21 protein-coding genes are annotated in these 22151 nt (G+C 64.1%); 10 read left to right on the top strand and 11 right to left on the bottom strand.

What is annotated here, in order from left to right; all coding sequences use genetic code 11:
- Nucleotides 1-101 precede the first annotated feature (101 nt).
- Nucleotides 102-338: an acyl carrier protein gene (locus A9D12_RS10700; protein ID WP_068351714.1), complete on the bottom strand. Its 237-nt coding sequence runs from the start codon at nt 336-338 to the stop codon at nt 102-104.
- A 205-nt stretch (nt 339-543) separates the two neighbouring features.
- On the opposite strand from A9D12_RS10700, the gene A9D12_RS10695 reads away from it, so the two are divergent.
- Complete coding sequence (locus tag A9D12_RS10695) at nt 544-1560, top strand: histone deacetylase family protein (RefSeq protein WP_068351712.1); 1017 nt, start codon at nt 544-546, stop codon at nt 1558-1560.
- Here A9D12_RS10695 and aspS read toward each other — a convergent pair.
- Complete coding sequence (gene aspS, locus A9D12_RS10690) at nt 1557-3353, bottom strand: aspartate--tRNA ligase (RefSeq protein ID WP_068351709.1); 1797 nt, start codon at nt 3351-3353, stop codon at nt 1557-1559. The genes A9D12_RS10695 and aspS overlap by 4 nt on opposite strands.
- A 173-nt stretch (nt 3354-3526) precedes the next feature.
- On the opposite strand from aspS, the gene rnd reads away from it, so the two are divergent.
- Nucleotides 3527-4774: a ribonuclease D gene (gene rnd / locus A9D12_RS10685; RefSeq protein ID WP_068351705.1), complete on the top strand. Its 1248-nt coding sequence runs from the start codon at nt 3527-3529 to the stop codon at nt 4772-4774.
- 9 nt (nt 4775-4783) lie between these two features.
- Complete coding sequence (locus tag A9D12_RS10680; protein ID WP_068351702.1) at nt 4784-5680, top strand: hydrogen peroxide-inducible genes activator; 897 nt, start codon at nt 4784-4786, stop codon at nt 5678-5680.
- 42 nt (nt 5681-5722) lie between these two features.
- Here A9D12_RS10680 and pgsA read toward each other — a convergent pair whose 3' ends face one another.
- Nucleotides 5723-6331: a CDP-diacylglycerol--glycerol-3-phosphate 3-phosphatidyltransferase gene (gene pgsA / locus A9D12_RS10675; RefSeq protein ID WP_068351699.1), complete on the bottom strand. Its 609-nt coding sequence runs from the start codon at nt 6329-6331 to the stop codon at nt 5723-5725.
- 142 nt (nt 6332-6473) lie between these two features.
- On the opposite strand from pgsA, the gene A9D12_RS10670 reads away from it, so the two are divergent.
- Nucleotides 6474-7781, top strand: a complete 1308-nt coding sequence (locus A9D12_RS10670; RefSeq protein ID WP_068351695.1) for an MFS transporter — start codon at nt 6474-6476, stop codon at nt 7779-7781.
- 25 nt (nt 7782-7806) lie between these two features.
- Here the strand turns inward: A9D12_RS10670 and A9D12_RS10665 are convergent, their stop codons facing one another.
- Nucleotides 7807-7998 carry a hypothetical protein gene (locus tag A9D12_RS10665; protein WP_068351693.1) on the bottom strand — a complete coding sequence of 64 codons (192 nt, stop codon included), beginning with the start codon at nt 7996-7998 and terminating at the stop codon, nt 7807-7809.
- Nucleotides 7999-8153: 155 nt separating this feature from the next.
- Between A9D12_RS10665 and A9D12_RS10660 the strand changes: the two genes are divergently transcribed.
- Nucleotides 8154-9857 carry a thiamine pyrophosphate-binding protein gene (locus A9D12_RS10660; protein ID WP_068351691.1) on the top strand — a complete coding sequence of 568 codons (1704 nt, stop codon included), beginning with the start codon at nt 8154-8156 and terminating at the stop codon, nt 9855-9857.
- A 65-nt stretch (nt 9858-9922) separates the two neighbouring features.
- Here A9D12_RS10660 and A9D12_RS10655 read toward each other — a convergent pair whose 3' ends face one another.
- Together A9D12_RS10655 and A9D12_RS10650 are read right to left on the bottom strand one after the other, a co-directional pair.
- Entirely contained in the window at nt 9923-10093 is a 171-nt protein-coding gene (locus A9D12_RS10655; protein WP_068351688.1) for a CsbD family protein, read from the bottom strand.
- A gap of 172 nt (nt 10094-10265) precedes the next feature.
- The gene (locus A9D12_RS10650; protein WP_068351685.1) at nt 10266-10673 is read right to left on the bottom strand and encodes an EVE domain-containing protein; all 408 of its coding nucleotides are present in this window, start codon (nt 10671-10673) and stop codon (nt 10266-10268) included.
- Nucleotides 10674-10864: 191 nt separating this feature from the next.
- Between A9D12_RS10650 and A9D12_RS10645 the strand changes: the two genes are divergently transcribed.
- From A9D12_RS10645 to A9D12_RS10625, 5 genes are all read left to right on the top strand, one after another.
- Entirely contained in the window at nt 10865-12511 is a 1647-nt protein-coding gene (locus A9D12_RS10645; protein ID WP_068351682.1) for a putative bifunctional diguanylate cyclase/phosphodiesterase, read from the top strand.
- A gap of 96 nt (nt 12512-12607) precedes the next feature.
- Complete coding sequence (gene dapF, locus A9D12_RS10640; RefSeq protein WP_068354313.1) at nt 12608-13396, top strand: diaminopimelate epimerase; 789 nt, start codon at nt 12608-12610, stop codon at nt 13394-13396.
- 32 nt (nt 13397-13428) lie between these two features.
- Entirely contained in the window at nt 13429-14568 is a 1140-nt protein-coding gene (locus A9D12_RS10635) for a MiaB/RimO family radical SAM methylthiotransferase (RefSeq protein WP_068351680.1), read from the top strand.
- Entirely contained in the window at nt 14565-15491 is a 927-nt protein-coding gene (gene ftsY, locus A9D12_RS10630) for a signal recognition particle-docking protein FtsY (RefSeq protein WP_068351678.1), read from the top strand. The genes A9D12_RS10635 and ftsY overlap by 4 nt, the downstream gene beginning before the upstream one ends.
- On the top strand, nt 15491-16141 hold the full coding sequence (locus A9D12_RS10625; protein WP_068351675.1) for an inner membrane-spanning protein YciB: 651 nt from the start codon (nt 15491-15493) through the stop codon (nt 16139-16141). Before ftsY ends, A9D12_RS10625 begins: the two co-directional genes overlap by 1 nt.
- A 305-nt stretch (nt 16142-16446) precedes the next feature.
- Here A9D12_RS10625 and A9D12_RS10620 read toward each other — a convergent pair whose 3' ends face one another.
- From A9D12_RS10620 to A9D12_RS10600, 5 genes are all read right to left on the bottom strand, one after another.
- The gene (locus tag A9D12_RS10620) at nt 16447-18393 is read right to left on the bottom strand and encodes a potassium transporter Kup (protein WP_068351673.1); all 1947 of its coding nucleotides are present in this window, start codon (nt 18391-18393) and stop codon (nt 16447-16449) included.
- 129 nt (nt 18394-18522) lie between these two features.
- A complete protein-coding gene (locus tag A9D12_RS10615; protein WP_231889601.1) occupies nt 18523-19170 on the bottom strand; it encodes a tetratricopeptide repeat protein in 648 nt (215 codons plus the stop codon).
- Entirely contained in the window at nt 19167-19613 is a 447-nt protein-coding gene (locus A9D12_RS10610; RefSeq protein WP_068351670.1) for a cytochrome c-type biogenesis protein, read from the bottom strand. The genes A9D12_RS10615 and A9D12_RS10610 overlap by 4 nt, the downstream gene beginning before the upstream one ends.
- Complete coding sequence (locus A9D12_RS10605; RefSeq protein ID WP_068351668.1) at nt 19610-20137, bottom strand: DsbE family thiol:disulfide interchange protein; 528 nt, start codon at nt 20135-20137, stop codon at nt 19610-19612. Before A9D12_RS10605 ends, A9D12_RS10610 begins: the two co-directional genes overlap by 4 nt.
- Nucleotides 20138-20143: 6 nt before the next feature.
- Nucleotides 20144-22129, bottom strand: coding sequence for a heme lyase CcmF/NrfE family subunit (locus A9D12_RS10600; RefSeq protein ID WP_068351666.1), 1986 nt, complete (start codon nt 22127-22129; stop codon nt 20144-20146).
- Between the last annotated feature and the right edge of the window lie 22 nt (nt 22130-22151).

The following is a 22151-nucleotide window of genomic DNA, read 5'->3' as shown; positions in this document are numbered from 1 at the left end:
CCGTGCGGGCTGAGCCTGTCGAAGCCCCGTTTTTCCTGACAGGTCAAGCGGCCAAAATGGACCCTTCGACAAGCGCAAGGCAAACGGGAATGGTCGGGCTATCAGCCCTTGTGTTCTTCGATGTACTTGGTCGCGTCACCAACGGTGGTGATCTTTTCGGCCGCATCGTCGGGAATTTCGACACCGAATTCCTCTTCGAAGGCCATCACCAGCTCGACGATGTCGAGGCTGTCTGCGCCAAGATCATCGATGAAGCTTGCATCCTGAGTGACCTTTTCGGCCTCGACGCCGAGATGCTCGACGACAATCTTCGCCACCCGGTCAGCAGTATCGCTCATGGTATTCCCTCTTGAAACTGGGGTTAGATAGTTCGCGTCCGCCCTAATGAACGCCGCGCCGCAGCGCAAGTGGGCATGATGCGCAGGCGTGGCTGGCCGACCGATTGTGTCGGCAGAAGGCGCGCGGAATACGGTTCGGTCGTATTTCCCGAGGGGTGGCGGGCACTTGCCAGAATTGGCAGCCGCATGCGAAGGCGTGGCGGCTATGCTGACATTTTCCTCCCCCGCCCAGATGGGCCATGCGCCGCTTCTCGAACTCGTCAACGGCGCGGCCGAGGATCATGCCGAGACCCCTGCCCGGCTTGCAAACATGCTGACGATGGCGGGCACTGTCGAAGCCCCAGGCGACCATGGCCTTGCGCCGATTCTGGCGGTCCACGACCATGACTATGTCGCCTTTCTCAAGGACGCCCACGCGGCATGGCTGGCGGCGGGGCGGACGGGCGATGCGATCGGTTATGCCTTTCCGGTGCGCGCGCGCCGGCCGCTGGCGCTCGACCGGATCGACGGCAAGCTCGGGCAATACGGGTTCGATACGGTGACGCCGATTGCGGCCGGCACGTGGGAGGCGGTCCATGGCGCGGCGCAGGCTGCGATCGCTGCTGCCGAAGCGGTCGTCAGCGGCAGATCGGACAAGGCGTTCGCGCTGTGCCGCCCGCCCGGACATCATGCCGGAAGGGACTATTTTGGCGGCTATTGCTATCTCAACAATGCGGCGATCGCGGCGCGTTTGGCCGTAGCGAGGGGCGCCGGGCCGGTCGCGGTGCTCGATGTCGATTACCATCATGGCAACGGCACGCAGGACATCTTCTACGCCGATGGCGACGTGTTCTTCGCCTCGATCCATGCCGATCCGCGCACCGATTTCCCCTATTTCTGGGGCCATGCGGATGAGCGCGGTGCGGGCGAAGGCGAAGGCGCGAATTTGAACCTGCCGCTACCGCGCGGGACGGACTGGCGCAGCTACGAAAGCGTGCTTGCCACCGCGATGGAGGCAATCGCCCGGTTCGGCGCGCGCACGCTGATCGTGAGCTACGGCGCGGACACCTTTGCCGAAGACCCGATTTCGCAATTCTCGCTGAGCACCCAGGACATGCAGCGCATGGGCACGATGATCGGCGCGGCCGGCCTGCCCACCATCGCCGTGATGGAAGGCGGCTACAACGTTGCGGCGCTGGGCCGCAACGTTGCCGCTTTCATCGCCGGTCTCGAGGGCGGTTAGGCGCTCGTCACCGGCTTGGCCTGTGGCTCGACCACGCGCAGGTGCAGATCGCGCAAAGACCGCGGTTCGGCGGGCGAAGGCGCACCCATCAGCAGGTCTTCGGCGCGCTGGTTCATCGGGAAGAGCGAAATCTCGCGCAGGTTCTTGGCGCCGCACAGGAGCATGATGACCCGGTCGACACCGGCGGCCATCCCGCCATGCGGCGGCGCGCCATACTGGAACGCGCGGTACATCCCGCCGAAGCGCTCCTCGACATCGGCCTGCGTCAGCCCGGTGATCTCGAACGCCTTGACCATCGTTTCAGGCCGATGGTTGCGGATCGAGCCTGAGGCGATCTCGTAGCCGTTGCAGACCAGATCGTACTGATAGGCCTTGATGGTGAGCGGGTCCTGCCCTTCGAGCGCTTCGATCCCGCCCTGCGGCATCGAGAAGGGGTTGTGGCTGAAGTCGATCTTCTTCTCGTCCTCGTTCCACTCGTAGAACGGGAAATCGACGATCCAGCACAGTTCGAACCGGCTTTCGTCGATCAGACCGAGGTCTTCGCCGACACGGATACGCGCCGCGCCTGCCAGCTTGGCCGCATCGGCTTCCTTGCCCGCGGCGAAGAACAACCCGTCGTTTTCGCCCAGCCCAAGCTCGGCGTAGAGCTTTTCCATGCCTTCGGTGCCGTGGTTCTTGGCGATCGGCCCGCCGAATTCGCCGCCCTTGCGGGTGACATAGCCCAGCCCGGCATAGCCTTCGCGCCGCGCCCAATCGTTCATCTCGTCGAAGAACTTGCGGCTCTTTTCATGCGTGCTGGGCGCGGGGATCACGCGCACCACGCCGCCGCTGCCGACGATCTTCTCGAACAGGCCGAAGCCGCTCTGCGTGAAGTGCGACGAGACATCGCTGATAATCAGCGGGTTGCGCAGGTCGGGCTTGTCGCTGCCGTATTTGAGCATCGCTTCGTCATAGGGGATGCGCGGGAATTCGCCCGCCGGGGTGACGTGCTTGTCGCCCGCAAAGGCAGCGAAGGTGCCCTGGATAACGGGCTCCATCGTCTCCCAGATTTCTTCCTGCGTGACGAAGCTCATTTCCAGGTCGAGCTGGTAGAATTCGCCCGGCAGCCGGTCAGCGCGCGGGTCTTCGTCGCGGAAGCACGGCGCGATCTGGAAATAGCGGTCGAAGCCGGCGACCATCAGCAGCTGCTTATACTGCTGCGGCGCCTGCGGGAGCGCGTAGAACTTGCCCGCATGGATGCGGCTGGGCACCAGAAAGTCGCGCGCACCTTCGGGGCTCGACGCGGTCAGGATCGGGGTCGAAAATTCGTTGAAGCCCGCCGCGTTCATGCGTTGACGCATATCGGCGATCACCGCCACGCGGGTCATGATGTTCTTGTGCAGCGTCTCGCGGCGCAGATCGAGGAAGCGATATTTGAGGCGCACGTCCTCAGGGTAAGGCTGCTCGTCGGCGACCGGCATGGGCAGCTCTTCGGCTGCGCTCTGCACGGTCACGCCGCGCGCGAAAACCTCGATCTCGCCGGTCGAAAGGGCCGCATTCACCGTGCCCGCGGTGCGCGCCTTGACGCTGCCTTCGATTGTGATGACGCTTTCTACGCGCAAGCCTTCGAGCACGGGCAGCGCCGGGCTGTCGGTGTCGGCGACGATCTGGGTGATGCCGTAATGATCGCGCAGGTCGACGAACAAAACGCCGCCGTGATCGCGCTTGCGGTGGATCCAGCCCGACAGCCGGACGGTCTCGCCCACATGGGCGGAAGAAAGCTGTGCGCAAGTATGCGAGCGATAGGGGTGCATCTAAACTCTTGTCCTGTTGGCAGCTATGACGCTAGGGCGCGCGGGCGCGTCTGGAGCCTTGCTCCGTCGTCGGCGCGCTAACAGGGCAAGCCTTGCACTTTGTCAAGCCGTGCGGGGCAATCTGGGTTCGAACCCGAGGGCGGCACTCCGCCCGCGACAAGTGAAAAGAACATATGAAAATCCATCCGCTGATCACCACCACCGAAGCGCTCACCGAACTGTGCGAGCGGCTTGCGAAATCCGATTTCGTCGCGGTCGACACCGAATTCATGCGCGAGAACACCTACTGGCCCGAACTGTGCCTGGTGCAGATCGCCAACACCGAAGAAGCCGCCGCGATCGATCCGATGGCGCCGGGGATCGACCTTGCGCCGCTGCTCGATCTGATGTGCGACAACGAGGACGTGCTCAAGGTCTTCCACGCCGGATCGCAGGATGTCGAAATCATCGTCAACCTCACCGGCAAGACCCCTCACCCGATCTTCGACACGCAGATCGCGATGATGGCGATCAGCCAGTCCGAACAGATCGGTTATGCCAATTTGGTCGAAACATGGGTCGGCATCACGATCGACAAGGGCGCAAGGTTCACCGACTGGAGCCGCCGCCCCTTGAGCGATCGGCAAATCGAATATGCAATCGGCGATGTGACGCATTTGGCCGGGATTTTCCCCAAGATCCTCAAGAAGCTGATCAAGACCGGGCGCGGGCTGTGGCTCGATGCCGAAATGGAAAAGCTCGCCGATCCGGCGAATTATCTCACCGATCCGCAGGTGGCATGGAAGCGCATCCGCCAGCCGGGGCGCAATCCGCAGGTGCTTGGCCGGATGAAGGCGCTTGCGGCATGGCGCGAGGCCGAGGCGCAGCACAAGAACATCCCGCGCGGGCGGATCATGCGCGACGAAACGCTTGCCGACATCGCCAGCCATCCGCCCAAGGTGCAAGGTGACCTTGCCAAGGTGCGCGGGCTTTCGCCGGCGTGGAAGGACAACGACATCGGCAAGCGCCTGATGAAGATCCTAGCCGAAGCCGATCCGCTGCCCAAAAGCGAGATGCCCGAGAAGATCAAGCAGGGTGCGCCGCTGGGCAAGGAAGGCGCGCTGGTCGCCGATCTTCTGAAGCTGCTGCTCAAGATCCGCGCGCGCGAAATCGATGTCGCCCCGCGCCTGCTCACCCGCGCCGACGAGATGGAAGCGCTTGCCGCCGGCGCACGCGATCTGCCGGTGCTCGAGGGCTGGCGTTACGAGGTGTTCGGCAAGGACGCGCTTGACCTTGTCGAAGGCAAGGTCGCCTTTGCGGTCGAAAAAGGCCGGATGAAGATGACGCATATCGACGATGTCGCTCCGCAGGCTCAACCCGCAGCCGATCCCGTGGAAGGATCGGACGATACCGCCCTACCCGGCACGCTGGCAGCGCAGTAGCCCCCCGCGGTGTCGACCTATCTTCCCACGATCAAGCAGCTTCAATACCTGGTGGCGCTGCATGAACACGGGCATTTCGGCAAGGCAGCCGATGCCAGCTTCGTCTCGCAATCAACGCTGTCGGCGGGGATCCGCGAACTCGAATCGCTGCTCGGGGTAACGCTGGTCGAACGCTCGCGCCGGGTGGTGCGTTTCACCGCGCTGGGCGAAACCGTGGTGTCCAAGGCAAACCGCTTGCTGCGCGAGGCCGAGGAACTGGCCGATCTTGTGCAGGCCTCGGGAAAGCCGCTGTCGGGCGAACTGCGGATGAGCGTGATCCCCACGATCGCGCCCTTCCTGCTGCCGCGCATGCTGCCTCGTCTGCGCAAGGAGCGCCCCGATCTCAAGCTGATGCTGCGCGAGGAGACGAGCCACGATGCGCTCGAATCGCTGTCGCACGGCCGGGTCGATTGCGTGCTGCTGGCCCTTCCCTTCGACACCGGCGATGCGGCGATCGCGCATATTGCCGACGACCGGCTGTTCATCGCCTTTCCCAAGGATGATCCGCGCGACCCGCCTGCCAGCATCAAGCCCGACATGATCGATCAGGGCCGGTTGCTTTTGCTCGAAGACGGGCACTGCCTGCGCGATCACGCGCTGGCCGCCTGCAACCGCGCCGAATTGCGCGCCAGCGCGGCGATGATCGGCACGTCGCTGCACACGCTGGTGCAACTGGTCGACAATGATCTGGGCCTTACGATGCTGCCCGAAATGGCACTGAGCGCAGGTATCCTTGCTGGCACCGAAGTGGTTGCACGGCCCGTCGATAGCCCGACCGCCAAACGCGAGATCGTGTTGGCATGGCGCAAGAATTCCCCACGCGAAGCCGACTTTCTCTTATTGGCGGAGGAATTGCGCGCGGGGTAGCCGGAGGCCAGGCCCATGCCCGGCGGGCCTACCCTATCCCGCCTAATCCATGTGCTTGAGGCCGACCCGCAGATAGTCCCAGCCGGTGATGCAGGTCAGCACCGCTGCGGTCCACAAAGAGATCAGGCCGACGAGGTGAACCCAGCTTTGCGCGATGGTGCCGCAGCCCTCGCCCACCGACTGGCATGGTGCGCCGTGAACCGCACCGCCAAGAATCAGCGCGCCCAGCGCCATCAGCTGAAACGTGGTCTTCCACTTGGCCAGCCGCGACACCGGCACTGAAACCTGCGCCCCGCCCAGAAATTCGCGCAGCCCGCTCACCGCGATTTCGCGCACCAGAATGACGAGCCCGGCAATCACGTGGACATCGCCCGCATAGGGCCCGCGCAGATAGCCTTGTGCGGTCAGCACGAGGATGACCGCAGCGACCATGATCTTGTCCGCGATGGGATCGAGGAACACGCCCATTTTCGACACCGTGCCCTGCGCGCGTGCGAGATAGCCGTCGAGAAAATCGGTCAGCGCAATCACGCAGTAAAGCACGAAGCCGATCAGATACCCTGCGCGCCATTCCGGCCACCACAGGAAGAAGGCAAGCAACGGCACCGCAAAAATGCGCGACAGGGTGAGGATATTGGGCAGGCTTGTCATGGTTCCGGCAACAGCCCTAGCGCGCGTTCGCACGCTCCGAAAGCCCTGCACGCATCGCTACGCCAAGCTATGCGCACTTGTGTAACTGCGCGCCCTCGCTATGGCGCGGATAATTGTCCGGGAGCAACAGCGTAACCGCCGCATGACCACTTCGATCGATCTCATGCGCCGGCGCCGGTTCGCGCCGCTGTTCGTCACCCAGCTGCTCAATGCGCTGAACGACAATCTCTACAAGAACGCGATGGTGCTTTTCATCGTGTACCAATTGTATGATTCGCCCGAGATGGAGACGCTGATCAGCGGCGTCGCCACGGCATTATTCGTGCTGCCTTTCGTACTGTTTTCCGCCACCGCCGGGCAGCTCGCCGACATGCGCAACAAGACCACGATCATCCGCTGGATCAAGTTTGCCGAAATCATCATCATGTCCGCCGGCGCGTTGGGACTGGCGATGGCAGCGCGCGGGTTCGAGGTCGAAACGCTCGCGATCCCGCTGATGTTTGCTGCGCTTTTCGCGATGGGCGTTCATTCGACCTTCTTCGGTCCGATCAAATACGCGATCCTGCCGCAGCATCTGGAAGACGGCGAAGTGCTCGCAGGCACGGGGCTGGTCGAGGCGGGAACCTATGTCGCGATCCTTTCAGGCATGATCCTGTCGGCGGTGCTGACCGTCGATCAGAGCACGGTTGCGGTCGTGCTGATTGCCGTCGTCGGATATGCGGTGTGCCGCGCAGTGCCGCCCGCCCCTGCCCAGACCGACGAGGTCAAGGTCGACTGGAACCCGATCCGCGCCTCGCGCTCCTTGATCGCCTTTTCGATGGGGCATCTGGAACTGCGCTATTCAGTGCTCGCGATCAGCTATTTCTGGGCGATCGCCGCGATCCTCGGCGTGCAGTTCTTCCCGCTCGCGAAAAATGTGCTGCTTGCCGACAAGCAGGTGGCGATGGTGATGCTGGTGGCGTTCTCCGCCGGGATCGCGATCGGTTCGGTGGCGATCAATGCGCTGCTTAAAGGGCAGATATCGGCGCGCCATTCGCCGGTGTCGGTGATGGTCATGGGCGCGCTGCTGATCGCGTTCTATTTTGAATGCCGGATGTGGGATTTGACCCCGCAGGGCGAATTGTTCACAGTGAGCGAATTTCTGGCCCAGCCGCTGGCGCTGTTACTGGTAGCGACGCTGTTGCTGATCGCGGTCGCGGGCGGGATGTTCGTCGTGCCGCTCTATGCGTTCCTGACCACCCGCGTCGACAAGTCCGAAGCCTCGCGCTCGGTCGCGGCGAACAACTTCATCTCGTCGATCTTCATGGCGGTAGGTGCCGGCGTTGCCGGGGTGCTTGGCTTCTTCGGCATCCCCTTGGCAGAACAGTTGCTGCTCAGCCTCGCGCTGTGCCTTGTATCGGCGCATCTGGCGCGCAAGCTTTACGCGGCCGAGCAACAGCGGGTGCTATAATTGCGCTACGCGATCCGGCCGTGTTTCAGACGATGAAGGCAAACACCGCCAGCGTCATCGCGACATAGGTGCTGGCAACGCCGCGAACGTCATCCAGCGTCAGCCGCCACAGGGCTTCGGCCGGAATCGGGAACAGGTCGCGTTTGACATGCGGCGGCAAGCTGGCGCGGAACCAGTGACGGGCGCTCTCTTCGGTGAGAACCAGGCTGCGACGCATGTGGGCGAATCTCCGATTGCGAGACCAGCATTTTTAAGAATTTCTTAACCATTGAAAATGCTTTGCGGCAGGGCTGTTGCAGGGTGGGACAGGACGAGTTTGCGCCGCGCCGCGCACGCCGTTAGACGCACTCGCGTTCACGGGAGAGTTCCGACATGTCTGATTCCACCAGCCCGCAAGCCACCCGCAGCGCCGCTGCCTTGCTGGTCGATTGCCTTGCCGCCGAAGGCGCGCGCCGCATCTTCACCGTTCCGGGCGAAAGCTTTCTCGCCGTTCTCGACGCCCTGCCCGACCGGCCCGAGATCGAGATCGTCACTTGCCGGCAGGAAGGCGGCGCGGCGTTCATGGCCTGCGCGGACGGTGCGATGAATGCCGCCGACGGCACCGCGCTTCCCGGCATCGCCTTTGTCACGCGCGGCCCCGGCGCGACCAACGCCAGCATCGGCGTGCATGTCGCGCATCAGGATTCGCAGCCGATGATTCTGTTCGTCGGCGATGTCGCGCGCGGGATGCAGGGGCGCGAGGGTTTTCAGGAAGTCGATTTCAGCGCCTTCTTCGCGCCGATCTGCAAATGGGCCGCCCGGATCGACGACCCTGAACGCATCCCCGAATATATCGCCCGCGCCCATGCCGTCGCGATCAATGGCCGCCCCGGGCCGGTGGTGCTCGCCCTGCCCGAAGACATGCTGGCGCAACCCGTGCCTGCGAGCATCCTTTCTCGTCCGCAGGCCGTCCGCCCGGCACAGGCCGTTTGCCCGGACGCTATGGCAACGCTGTTCGATCTGATCGGCAATGCGGCAAGCCCGATTGCGATCATCGGGGGCGCAGGCTGGAACGCCAAGGCGCGGACCTATTTCCAGCAATTTGCCGAACGCATCGGCCTGCCCGTGGCCACCGCCTTCCGCCGGCAGGATGCGATTGCGCCCGACAGCCCGGTCTATGCCGGCAATCTCGGCTACGGCCCCAACCCCAAACTGCTCGACCGCGTGCGCAATGCCGATCTGATCATCGCGGTCGGCGCGCGGCTGGGCGAGGCGACCACCGATGGCTACACCATTCCCACGCTCGAGCATCCGGGCCAGTTGCTTGTCCATATCCATCCCGACCCCGAGGAACTCGGCCGGGTCTACCGCACCGATCTGGCGCTCGCCTGCAGCGTCGACGAATTCGCCGAAGCCGCGATGCTGTGGGACGACAGCGAGATAATCGCGTTCGATGCCGGCGCCGATGCGCATGCCGAATGGCGCGCTTGGGCTACCCCGCAGCCTTCGGAGGCGGCGCTCGATCTGGCTGCTTGCGTAAGCGCCATGCGCGATGCGCTGCCCGCCGACACGATCATCTGCAATGGCGCGGGCAATTTTGCCGGGTGGTGGCACCGCTATTGGCGCTATACCGCCTATCCTGGCCAACTCGCGCCAACCTGCGGCGCGATGGGATACGGCGTGCCCGCTGCTGTCGCTGCGGCGCTGCACCATCCCGAACGCACCGTCGTGGCAGTGGCAGGGGACGGCGATTTCCTGATGAACGGTCAGGAACTGGCGACCGCCGCGCAATACGGCGCAAACCTGATCGTCGTGATCATCGACAATGGTGCTTACGGCACGATCCGGATGCACCAGGAACGCGAATATCCGGGCCGCGTGTCTGCGACCACGCTGGTCAATCCCGATTTCGCCGCGCTGGGCGCAGCCTATGGCGCGTGGAGCGTCGCGGTCGAAACGACAGATGCGTTCGTTGCCGCACTCGATGATGCCAAGCAGCGCAGCGGTATCCGGCTGATCCACGTGCTGACCGATCTCGAACGCATCGCGGCAAGTGGGGCAACGATCAGCGGCTTGCGCGCTCGCGTGCGCGATTGACACGAAAAAGGCCGCCTCCGGGGGGAGAGGCGGCCTTCGCATTGATCGTCAGGGGGGCGTGACGATCAGATCTTGTCGCCGAGGGCGCCCTTCACGTTGCCAGCAACCTTCTGGGCTTCGCCCTTGCGTTCCTGCGCAACGCCTTCGGCGCGCGTCTCGGGGTTGCTCGACTGCTGCTTGATGTTGCCAGCGATTTCGTTGGCGGTGCCCTTGATGTTGTCGGTGAGCTTACCCATGATGTCTTCCTCTCGTTTGCGCCTGCCGGGGGGTCAGCGGCGCTTCGACATGAGATAAGCGGATGCTCGGAGCGATGTTCCGCCGCGCAAAATTCTGATGCGACGAACCGAGGCAACCGGTCGACAAAATGTGTAATCCCGGTTCACATCGTTGAATTAGCGAAGATATTTTTCAGCCTTCCCCCATCCGGCAGATGGTCTGCCACTCATCGGCTGTGACCGCGCAGACCGAAAGCCGCGACAATCTGATCAGTTGCATTTCGGATAGGCGCGGTTCGGCCTTGATTGCGGCGAGCGTCACGGGACGCGCAAACTTGCGCCCTGCCTTCAGTTTGACGGCCGCCCATTTGCCCGTGTCGTCGGTCGGATCGCCGATCCCGGTGACGGTGATATGCGCGATTCCGACAATCTCCAGGCCTTCGCGGCTGTGATAGAAGAAGGCCTCGTCGCCCGGCTGCATCGCCATCATGTTGTTGCGCGCAAGGTAATTGCGCACACCGTCCCATGTACCCTCGCCTTCGGCAACCAGATCGTCCCAGCTGTATTTGAACGGTTCGGATTTCATCAGCCAATAGGCCATCGCGCAAAGGTCTCCGTGAAATTGCCGCCCCGATAGCCCGCCTGCCCGTGCTTCGCCAAGTCCCCATGCGGCGCGGGCGCGTTAACCCGATCTTCAGCGCATTCTGCGATGAATTGCGCAGCTGACGAGGATTGCGAGGGGGGAACCGCGTGATCTGCACAAGACACGGGGCAACGATTTTGACAGATCCCATGCCGTTCAATCCACTGCAGAGTGCCCGCCGCGATATCGTCGCGCTGGGGATCGCCGTGGCCGCGGTGCTGATGCTGATCGGGACCGGCGGCTCCGTGCTGCCGCAGACGCTGCGCGCACTGCTGGGCAGCGGTGGGCGGCCCGATGTGATCCTCGCCAACGCGCTGCTGTTGAACATCGCCCTGATCATCTTCGGCTGGCGCCGTTACCGCGAGTTGCTGCGCGAAATCGAGGTGCGGCGGCAGGCCGAAGCCCGCGCGCAGGTGCTTGCCGCAACCGATCCGCTGACCCATTGCCTCAACCGGCGCGCGATGCTCGACGCCACCGAACAGATGCGGCTGCGTGCAGCCGCGCGCGGCGACGTGGTTGCCTATTGCATGATCGATCTCGATAATTTCAAGCAGATCAATGACATGCACGGTCATGCCGCGGGCGATGCGGTGCTGGTGACCTTGTGCGAGCGGATCCGCAAGCTGCTTCCGCGCGATGCCCATCTTGCGCGTCTCGGCGGCGATGAATTCGCGATTGTCACCAGTTTTCCGGCGGGCAACACCGACCGCGTCGACGATCTCGTCATCCGCCTGTTCGCGGACATGGCCGAACCTTTCTGCCTGACCGATGTGACGATCGCATTGACGATGTCGATCGGGGTCGCCGCCGATGTCGAGACCGACAGCGGCGCGGGCAGCGCCGGCGATGCCGCAACGCTGCTGCATCGCGCGGACATGGCGCTGTATCATGCCAAAAAGCAGGGCCGGAACCGTTACTTCTGGTTCGAGACGGGGATGGAGGCCGAACTGCGGTTCCGCAACCAGCTCGAAACCGGCATCCGGCGCGGATTGGCGCTCGGCGAATTCGTGCCGTTCTACGAACAGCAGGTCGATCTGGACACAGGCGCACTGGTTGGTTTCGAGATGCTCGCCCGCTGGCGATCGCCGCAGCTTGGCCTGATCAGCCCCGAGATCTTCGTGCCGATCGCCGAGGAAATCGGCCTGATTACCGAGATGTCGGAAAAGCTCATGGATCAGGCGTTTCATGATGCGCGCGAATGGGACGAGAGCCTTACCCTCTCGATCAACATTTCGCCTGTGCAATTGCGCGATCCGTGGTTTGCCCAGCGCCTGCTGAAACGCCTTGTCGCAGCCGGCTTCCCCGCACGCCGGCTCGAAATCGAGATCACCGAAAGCTGTCTGCACGAGAATATCGGGCTGGTGCGCTCAATGATCGTCTCGCTGCGCAATCAGGGCGTGAAAATCAGTCTCGATGATTTCGGCACCGGATATTCCAGCTTCGAACAGCTGCGCGACCTGCCCTTCGACCGCATCAAGATCGATCGCAGCTTCGTGAGCGAACTGCGGCATCAGGACAAGCGATCGCGGATCGTCGAGGCGATCGTGTCGCTTGGCCGCGGGCTTGATCTGCCGCTGACCGCCGAAGGCGTCGAGGATGAGGAAATCCTCAACGCGCTCAAATCGATGGGCCGGCTAAAGGCGCAGGGCTATTTCTATGGCCAACCCGAAGATGCCGATGCGGTGCGCGCGCGTTTGCAATCGGCGGGCCGGCTGATCCAATCCTCCGCGCCTGGCGCATCCCCTGCCCCCACGCCGGATAGCGGCACCGAGCAATCGAGCTTTCGCACCGCGTAACCTTCACGCGATGATGGCCGGGCGCGCAGGCACTGGACGCGCCGCCTTTGCGTGCATAGATGCACCCGCGTGACGCGTGCGATCCCCTTCATCAAGATGCATGGCCTCGGCAATGATTTCGTGGTGCTTGATGCGCGCGCGGACGCCCTGCCCGCGATGACACCCGCGGTCGCCCGCGCCTTGGGCGACCGGCGCACCGGGATCGGCTTCGACCAGCTCGTCCTCCTCGAACCGAGCGCGACGAACGCCTTTCGCATGCGGATTTTCAATTGTGACGGCAGCGAAGTGGGCGCGTGCGGCAATGCCAGCCGCGCTGTCGCCTTGCTCCACGGTGAGGCGGTGACGATCGAAACCGGCAGCGGGCCGATTGCGCTTGAGCCGCTCGACGGCGGCGCGCGGGTCGACATGGGCGCACCGCGGTTTGGCTGGGACGAGATTCCGCTGGCCTATCCGATGGACACCTTCAATCTGCCGGTCGGCTGGGAAGGTCTCGATGCCCCTATGGCCGTAAACGTCGGCAACCCGCACGCCGTCTTCTTCGTCGAGGATTCGCACGCAGTCGATCTCGAACGGCTCGGCCCGCTGATCGAGCATGATCCGATCTTTCCCGAACGCGTCAACGTCAACATCGTGAGCCACGCAGGCTCCGATCATCTGACCTTGCGCGTATGGGAGCGCGGCGCCGGGATCACGCGCGCCTGCGGCACCGGCGCCTGTGCCACAGCGGTTGCGGCGATCCGCCGCGGGCTGGTGCAAAGTCCCGTGCGCGTGACACTGCCCGGCGGTGACCTGGTGATCGCCTGGGAACCGGGCGGAACGATCCTGATGAGCGGCCCGGCAGCCGAAAGCTTCCGCGGCACCTTCGACTGGGACGACTATTCTTGAACGCCCCGCACATCATCAGTCTGGGCTGCCGCATGAATATCGCGGAAAGCGAACGGATGCGCGCAATGCTGGCCGGAACGGGCGATCTGGTGGTCGTCAATTCCTGCGCGGTGACCAGCGAAGCCGTGCGCCAGACCCGGCAGGCAATCCGCCGCGCGCGCCGCGATCATCCCGCTGCGCGGCTGGTGGTGACCGGCTGCGCTGCCGAAATCGACCGCGCGGTGATCGGCGCGATGGACGAGGTCGATGGACTGGTCGCGAACGCCGCCAAGCTTGATCCGCGCGCATGGAATGTGCCGCTCGACGCGCCGCCGATCGCGCCGCAGCGCACGCGGGGCTTTGTCGCGGTGCAGAACGGCTGCGATCATGCCTGCACCTTCTGCGTGATCCCGCAAGGGCGCGGCGCGAGCCGTTCGCTTGGCACGGCGCAGGCGCTGGCAGAGGTCGAAGCGCACATGTCTGCGGGCGCACAGGAAATCGTGCTGACGGGTGTCGACCTGACGTCATGGGGTCATGACCTTGCAGGCCAGCCGCGCCTTGGGACACTGGTGGCGGCGATCCTTGCCGCATTCCCCCGCCTGCCGCGCCTGCGCCTGTCCTCGCTCGACGGGATCGAGATCGACGACGCGCTGTTCGAACTGCTCGCGCACGAACCGCGGGTGATGCCGCATGTGCATCTCTCGCTCCAGCACGGCGCCGACCTGATCCTCAAGCGGATGAAGCGCCGCCATCTGCGCGCCGATGCGGTCAACCTTGTTGCGCGGTTGAAGACGGTGCGGCCCGAAATTGCGATCGGAGCCGATCTTATCGCCGGTTTTCCGACCGAGGACGCCGTCCATCACGAGGCGAACCTTTCGATCATCGATGCGCTCGACATCGTTCACCTCCACGTCTTCCCCTATTCGCCGCGGCCCGACACGCCTGCGGCCCGAATGCCGCAGCTGCCGCGCAACCTCATCAAGACCCGTGCCGCACAACTGCGCGCGCGTTCTGCCGCCCGGCGCGATGTGTGGCTCGCCGGGCTTGTGGGCGAAACGCTCCCCGTCCTCGCCGAACGCGACGGCACGGGCTATGCGCCCAATTACGCGCCCGTTGCCCTGCCCCCCGGCACGGCGGCGGGCACCATCATCGACGTGACCCCAAGCGGCCTCAGGGAGGGCCTGCTCGCATGACAGAAACCAGCTGGACCCAGCGCTTGTTCGGCGGCTTTGCCAAGACCTCGGAGCGGCTTTCAGCCAATCTTCCGGTCGCAAGCGGCGGCTCTGCCAAGCTTGACGAAGCAACGCTCGACGAGGTCGAGGACGCGCTGATCCTGTCCGATCTCGGCCCGTCGGCTGCCGCGCGCATCCGTGCGCGGCTGGCGGACAAACGCTTCGGGCTCGAAATCACCCAGCGCGAATTGAAGGAAGCCGTCGCCGAGGAAATCGCCGCGATCTTGCGCCCGGTGGCAAAGCCGCTCGAAATCACCGCTTTCCCCCGCCCGCAAGTAATCCTCGTGATCGGGGTCAACGGCAGCGGCAAGACCACCACCATCGCCAAACTGGCGCACCTGTTTCAGGAAGACGATTACGGCGTCTTGCTGGCCGCAGGCGACACCTTCCGCGCCGCGGCGATTGGCCAGCTGGCGACATGGGCAGGCCGGATCGGGGTCGATCTGGTGCGCGGACCCGAAGGCGGCGATCCGGCAGCGATCGTGTTCGATGCGGTCAAACAGGCGACCGACACGGGGATCGATGCCCTGATCGTCGACACTGCGGGGCGTTTGCAGAACAAGAAGGAATTGATGGAGGAACTGGCGAAGATCCGCCGCGTGCTGGGCCGCATCAATCCCGAAGCCCCGCACGATGTGGTGCTGGTGCTTGATGCCACGAACGGCCAGAATGCGCTCGCGCAGATCGATGTCTTCAAGGAAGTCGCGGGCGTCACCGGGCTGATCATGACCAAGCTTGACGGCACCGCGCGCGGCGGGGTGCTGGTCGCGGCGGCCGAACAATACGGCCTGCCCATCCATGCGATCGGCGTCGGCGAAAAGATGGAAGACCTGCGCCCCTTCGATCCCGATCTGGTCGCGCGCGTGATTGCAGGAGTGGCATGATGGCCGAAGCCGAAACGAAGAAAGCCGCCTCGAGCTGGCTCAACGTTGCGGTCGATTACGGACCGCTGCTGGTGTTTCTCGGCGTCTACAAGTGGCAGTCGCCGGCCGAACCCAACCCGGTGGGCGAAGTCGCCGCAATCATTGCGGGGACGGGCGCTTTCATGGTGGCGGCAGTCGCTGCGCTGCTGTTCTCGAAATTCCGGCTGGACAAGGTATCGCCGATGCTGTGGTTCTCGACCGCGCTGATTGTGGGCTTCGGCAGCCTCACGATCTTCTTCGGCGATCCTACTTTCGTGCAGCTGAAGCCTACCATCATCTACGCCAGCTTTGGCGTGGTGCTGCTTGCCGGTGTGGCGATGGGCCGCGCGCTGCTCAAGATCCTGCTCGAAGCCGCGTTCGAGGGGCTGACGGATGAAGGCTGGCTCAAGCTGTCGCGCAACTGGGGGGTGTTCTTCCTCGTGCTCGCCGTCCTCAATGAAGTGCTGCGCGCGCAGATGGATTTCGAAGGCTGGCTCTGGGCCAAGATCTGGGTCTTCCTGCCGCTGACCTTCCTGTTCACTTTCCTCCAGATCCCGATGCTGCTGAAGCACGGTTTGAGCTTCGAAGAGCAGGATGACGTGCTGAAAGACGAACCGCCGACGGGTGCCTGACGCCAGCGGCGGCGATCTTTCGCAAACTGGGTCAACGGAATCAGCGCAACAGTAAAAGCGCATGGCGCAGCAGGCGCGAATGTCAGGTTATCCCCCCGACCAGCGGGCGTACTCTCTTGTATGAGGTCAAACTCGCAACCCATTGCACCGAAGTCGCCGCCCCGCCCGTATTGGTCGCGGCGTTGCATGGTCTGTGCCTCTCGCGAAAAGCGGTTCGAACGCCGATGCAGTAATAAAGCTGCGCTCCAGCCCAGCACCATCGCCAGCGACATTTAACCGACGCGCGCTCATTTACGTCCAAGCGATCAGATCTCGACCTGACTCCCCAGTTCGACCACCCGGTTGGTCGGCAGCCGGAAGAAAGCCATCGCGCTCGCCGCATTGCGCAGCATCCACGCAAACAGCTTCTCGCGCCAGATCGCCATGCCGGGCTTGCTCGACGGGATCAGGGTCTGTCGCGACAGGAAGAAGCTGGTCTGCATCATCTCGAACGCACCGCCGCACAGATCGAGCGTGCCGAGCAGACGCGGCACATCGGTTTCTTCAAGGAAACCGCAATAGATCGTCACGCGGTAGAACCCGTTGCCCAGATCCTTGCACTCGTAACGCCGAGCGTCCTCGACATAAGGCATGCCCTTCACCTGCACGGTCAGAATCAACACGCGCTCATGCAGCACCTTGTTGTGCTTGATGTTGTGCAGCAGCGCGCTCGGCACCCCCGAATTGCTCGACGCCATGAACACCGCCGTGCCCGGAACCCGCGTAGAGGAATTGTGCGCGCTCTTTGCGAAAATCTCGATCGGCAGCGAACCTTCGGCCATACTCGCGCGCATCAGTTCGCGCCCGCGCGACCATGTGGTCAGCAGCGTGAAGATCACGAACCCGATCAACAGCGGCACCCAGCCGCCACTGGGCACCTTGATGAGGTTCGCACCGAAATAGGCGATGTCGACGATCAGGAATGCGATCACCAGCGGGAGCGCCTTCCAGATCGGCCAGCGCCAAAGGCTGAACAACACCGCCGACAGCAGCAGCGTGTCGATGAACATCGCCCCGGTCACGGCGATCCCGTAAGCCGCCGCAAGCGCGCTCGATGACTGGAAGAACAGGACGAGCAGGATGACCATGATCATCAGGCCCCAGTTGATCGTCGGGATGTAGATCTGGCCAGCGGCCGACGCGCTGGTGTGACGGATTTCCATGCGCGGGATGAAGCCCAGCTGGATCGCCTGCTGCGTCAGGCTGAACGCGCCCGAGATCACGGCCTGGCTCGCGATGATGGTGGCAAGCAGTGCAAGGATGATCACCGGCACGCGCACCAGATCGGGAATCATCAGGAAGAAGGGATCCTTGACCAAGGCCGCAGCCTCGGCAGGCGAACTTTGCGACAGGATCAGCGCGCCCTGCCCCATGTAATTGAGCATCAGCGCGGGGTAAACGAAGGTCAGCCACGAAATGCCGATCGGTTTGCGCCCGAAATGGCCCATGTCGGCATACAGCGCCTCGGCACCGGTCACGGCAAGCACGACGCTGCCCAGCGCGACAAAGGCAACGAAGCCGTCCGTGGCAAAGAAGCCCAGCGCATTGAGCGGATTGATCGTTTCAAGAATGATCGACGGGTTGGCCGACAGGTGCATCACGCCCAGCACGGCAAGCATGCTGAAATAGGTCAGCATGATCGGACCGAACAAACGCCCGACCCGGTCGGTGCCGCGCGACTGGATCGCGAACAGGCCGAACAGGATCGCGACCGCGGTGGGCACGATCCACGGCTTGAAGCCGGGGACGATGTATTGCAGCCCCTCCGTCGCGGAGAGCACCGAGATCGCCGGCGTGATCATGCTGTCGCCATAGAACAGCGCGGTCGCAAACACGCCGAGCAGGATCAGCGGGCCCGTCCATGTCTTGGCCGACGAATTGCGCTTGATCAGCGCCAGCAGCGCAAGGCTGCCGCCTTCGCCGCCATTGTCCGCGCGCATGATGGTAAGCACGTATTTGACCGTGACCACCATCATCATCGACCAGAACACAAGGCTCAGCACGCCGTGGATGTGATCGGCATCGGGTGAAATCCCGGGTGCGCCGCCGTGCGAGGCGAAGGTTTCGCGGAAGGCGTAAAGCGGACTGGTGCCGATATCGCCGAACACCACCCCGATCGCACCGATCGCGAGTGCGACCGGCGATCCGCCGTGGCCATGGCTTTCGCCATGCGAGGAAGAATTGTCGGAGGCTTGGGTTGAAGTGGTGATCATCGGATTTCCCGTATCCCTCCGGTACTGCCCAACCGGCGCGGGACTCGCAGCCGGAAAGGCGGCGCGCCTAGCACTCGATCCTCGCACCTGCAACACCCCGCAAACCGGCGAGGCAGGCGGCGCATTGTTCTAGCGCCCCTGCAACATCGGTGCGCGGGCGATCATGTCATCGAGCCGCGCGACTTCGGCAGACAGCCCCTCGCGCCAGGGCGCATCGGCCGGCGAACGTGCGACAAGCCCGCTCCAGACGTTGCGCGCGGCAACAATCTCGCCGCTTTGCAGGTAGGCGTTGCCAAGGAAATAGGCTGCGCCGGGGTGGCGCGGATCGATCGCCTCGGCGCGGGCAAAGGCCTGCACCGCAGCCGGGGTGACGAAGCCATCGGCATGTCCCACCAGCGCCATCGCAAGCGCAAGCCAGCTTTCCTGATCGCGCGGGTTTTCCGCCAGTCCGCGCTGGAGTAGCGCAGCGGCGTCAGCAAACCGCCCTTGCCGGGCGAAGGCGTCGGATGTCAGCAGATAATTCGGCGGTGCCAGCGTGCGACCGAACAGCGCTGCGCGCCCTTCGACCATCGCTGCGCCTTGCCCGCCGGCCACAGGGGCGGCGGCCTTGGGCGCTGCCGGCTGACCCGGAGAGCCTTGCGAGGCATAGCCTGCGATCCCGAACACCAGCACCGCGCCAAACAGCGTAAGCCCCTCACGCGGAAGCTTCAACACCAGCACCGCAAAGGCGAACGCCGCCAACGCCAGCGCGCCTACCATCAACAGATCGCCGATCACGCCGCAGTCTCCGCATCATCGTCGCCGCGCCGCTTGCCCAGCCTGCGCAGCAACACCACAGCGACGATCAGGATGACCAGCACCGGAACCGCGAACAGCGGCCAGGTGGTGGCGCTGACCTCGGGCTCGTAACTGACGTAATCGCCGTAGCGCGCGATCAGCCAGCGGCGGATCTGTTCGGGGCTTTCGCCCGCGGCAATACGCGCGCGCACCTGATGGCGCATGTCGCCTGCCATCGGCGCGTCCGAATCCGCGATGCTTTGCGATTGGCACTTCAGACAGCGCAGCGTGTGCATCAACGCCGAAGCTTCGGCTTCGAGCCTTGGGTCCGCAAGCTGGTTATAGGCATAGGGCGCAGGCGGCATCGAATCCTGCGCTGCCAGCGACGTTGCAAACACCAGCGCCAGCGCTGCCAGCGCACGGGCGAAAACCGCGCGGATCATCGCGCCTTCTCCAGTTCGGCGAGCAGCGTTGGGACATCGTCATCGCGGATGTCGCCGATATGCTGATACCGGATCACGCCCTGGGCATCGATCACGAAGGTTTCGGGCACGCCGGATGATCCGATTCCCAGTTGCACCTCCGAAATCGGATCGCTGCCGATCCGGGTGTAGGGATTGCCGTATTTGGCGAGAAATCCCGCGACATCCTCGGGCCGGTCGCGGATCGCGATCCCGATGATCTCCACACCTTGCCGCTTCAACGCATCGAGCTGCGGGGCTTCGGCGATGCAGGGCACGCACCAGCTCGCCCAGATGTTGAGCAGCTTGGGCTTGCCGGCAAAATCGGCCTTCGCTGCGCCCGGCAGCCCGGCGAACGCCGGTTGCAGCGCGAAGGCGGGCAGCGGCTGTCCGATCATCGTGCTTTCGACGAACTGGTCCTTGTCCTGGGTCAGCATATAGGCTGCCAGCCCGGCAAAGAAGGCGAACAGGGCCAAGGGCACCCACAAGGCAAGACGAGAACGCATCTGTCGCTACTCCGCCGGAACCGGGTCGGCCACGCCCAAGGCGCCAAGGTCTTCCCGCCGCTGGTTGCCGCGCGATATGGCAACACGGCGGCGCAGATCGACGCGCACACGGCCTGCAATGGCCAGGATGCCGCCCAAGGCAATCAGCAGCCCGCCATACCAGATGAAGGTGACGAACGGCTTCCACCAGATGCGGATCTGCCAACGACCATCGGGCGCCTGATTGCCGATCACCGCGTACATCTGCCCGTTCCAGCGCGTCAGCAGCGCGCTTTCCGACGTCGCCTGCGGGGGCGACCAGAAATTGCGCGCTTGCGGGGTGAGGATCGTGGGCGCATCGCCATCGCGTCGCACCGAAAGCTGGGCTTCGATCGCGGTCCAGTTGGGCCCGGCAACCGGGGTCACGCGGTCGAGCGTGACGGCGAAATCGCCGATCTGCTCGGTCGCGCCCGGCGCCATTGCCGCAAGCCGTTCCTGAGAGAAAGCGCCCTCGCACGCCATTCCGAACAGGGCGACCGCCACGCCGAAATGCGCCAGCACCATGCCCCATGTCGCAACCGGCACGCGCGAGAGCACCCGGCCCTTGAGCGGCAGAAACGCCGCCACCGCCAGCGCGGCGGCAAGGCCAAGGCCAAGCAGCGGGAGTAGCGGGAAACGACCGAAGAAACTGACCGCAGCGATCACCCCGATCACGAGCGCGGCAATCAGCAGGACCTCGAACTGGAGCCGCGCGGGCTTGTCGCTCTTCCAACGCAGCAGCGGGCCGACCGCCATCACCAGGAACATCGGGATTGCAAAGATCGCTCCTGCCGGATTGAAATAGGGCGGCCCCACGCTGACGCGCACATCGAACGCCTCGGTCAAAAGCGGGTAAAGCGTGCCAAGCAGCACGATCGCAAGGATCGCGGACAGCATGACGTTGTTGAACACCAGTGCGCCTTCACGGCTGACGAGCGCGAACCGCTTGCCTTCGGCCACCGCGCCCGCGCGCAGCGCAAAGATCGTGAAGGCCCCGCCGATATAGATCGCCAGCAGACCCAGAATGAACGCCCCGCGTTCGGGATCGACCGCAAAGGCGTGGACGCTGGTCAAGACACCCGACCGCACGAGGAAGGTACCCAGCATCGACATCGAGAAGGCGAGCACGCCCAGCATGATCGTCCAGGTGCGCAAGGCATCGCGCGCGGCGAGCACGCTGACCGAATGCAGCAGCGCGGTCGCGGCCAGCCACGGCATCAGCGAAGCGTTCTCGACCGGGTCCCAGAACCACCAGCCGCCCCAGCCAAGCTCGTAATAGGCCCAGTATGATCCCGCCGTGATCCCGAATGTCAGCAGCACCCACGCGCCAAGCACCCACGGGCGCAGCACGCGGGCGAAAGCGGGATTGACCTCGCGCGTCAGCAGCGCGCCCATCGCGAGGCTGAAAGCGACCGACAGGCCGACATAGCCCGCATAAAGTGTCGGCGGATGGATCGCGAGGCCGATGTCCTGCAGCAGCGGGTTGAGGCCGTTGCCCTCGGGTGCGGGGGTGGCAAGCCGCTCGAACGGGTTGGAGGACAGGAGCAGAAAGGCATAGAACCCCAGCGCCACGAACCCCTGCACCGCCAGCGTCGCACCCATCGTGCGTTCGGGCAGCCGCCGCTCGAAGCCGGCCAGCAATCCGCCCGAAGCCGCCAGGACGCCGACCCACAGCAGCATCGAGCCCTCGTGGTTGCCCCAAGTGCCGGTGAGCTTGTAAAGCATCGGCTTCATCGAATGCGAATTGGTCGCGACGAGCTTCACCGACAGGTCGGTGACCGCAAAGCAATAAAGCAGCGCGAAGAATGCGAGCACCGCCAGAAACGCCTGCACCACCGCTGCCGGGCGCGCATAGATGCCCAGCGGATTGAATTCGCCCTCGCCCGCCTTGAGCACGAATGCGCCCGAGACCATCTGCAACGCCGCCAGCGCCGCGGCGAGCCACAGGGCGGCAAGTCCGATTTCGGCCATCATTGCTTCGCCCTTGCCTGTGTCA

Source organism: Erythrobacter neustonensis, from assembly GCF_001663175.1.
GTDB lineage: Bacteria > Pseudomonadota > Alphaproteobacteria > Sphingomonadales > Sphingomonadaceae > Erythrobacter > Erythrobacter neustonensis.
This window is presented reverse-complemented; position numbering and strand designations above follow the sequence as displayed.